We start from the raw sequence: 925 nt of genomic DNA on the forward strand, positions 1-925 counted from the left end.
ATCGATATCCTGGACCGCGTGCCGGCGACCTCGGACGGCGCCGGCAAAGGCGTGCTCAACCAGTTGCCTGGAACCACAACTCCGGCGCCCGCGGGCACCACCACGCCGACGCCGCCTTCCGGCAACGATGCTTCGGCTCCTGCGACTGCCCCGGCCACTGCGCCTGCCGCCGGCTCGACGCCGCCGGCGACCAACGGCACGGCTCCCGCCGCACCGGCGACCCCGCAGGTTCCAAACCAGTAGTCCTCGGTGCCTGAACCGCGATCTGTGGTCGTTTGAACACAGTCGCGGCAAATGCAGCGAGATCACGAAGATTCGACGGGGTGAGGCATGGCCCCACGCTTGAGGCGGCCGCGCTTATTCGACTATAGATTGCACGCGGCATTTCCGGCGCCCTTGGGGGGCGCTGGGCGACGCCGTGGCAACAAGCATAGAACGATCGGATCTTCGCCATGCAGCTTCGCAGCTTCATTTTCCTGGGACTTTGCGCCGCACTCGGCGTGAGTTCCCCCGCTTTCGCAGGCGTTCCGGCCAATATGGCCGCACAGCCTTCGGCTGAAACAACTTCTGCCATCAACGTCGCCGTCAAGAGTGATGCGTCGCAATTGAAGCTTCTCAAGAAGAAGAAAAACCCGACGCCCGACGACCTCGCCCAGATCAAGAAGATCGAGGCCAAGATCGTTGCCGACAAGGAAGCCGCCAAAGCCAAGGCGCTCGAAGCCAGGAAGCTGGCAATGCGCGAGGCGGCAAAGGCCAAGGCCGACGCGGAACGGCAGGCGTTCCTTGCCAAGAAGGGCAAGAGCGCGCCGGCAACCGAGGTGGCCGATGCCAAGCCGGCCAAGAAGCAGGCTGCCAAGATCATCGAGCCTATCGAACCGATAGCGCCGATCCAGTCGGCCGAGCCGCTTCCGGCGGAGGCCATGAA

Annotated in this window: 2 pseudogenes; both read left to right on the top strand. The window is 64.4% G+C overall.

What is annotated here, in order from left to right:
• Positions 1 to 243, top strand: a pseudogene (locus tag EN884_RS37160) (preprotein translocase subunit SecG); the annotation flags it as partial.
• Between the two features lie 209 nt (positions 244 to 452).
• A pseudogene (locus EN884_RS37165) lies at positions 453 to 925 on the top strand (L,D-transpeptidase); the annotation flags it as partial.

The sequence above is a fragment of the Mesorhizobium sp. M7A.F.Ca.AU.001.01.1.1 genome (assembly GCF_004022735.1).
In the GTDB taxonomy this organism is placed as follows: Bacteria; Pseudomonadota; Alphaproteobacteria; order Rhizobiales; family Rhizobiaceae; genus Mesorhizobium; species Mesorhizobium ciceri.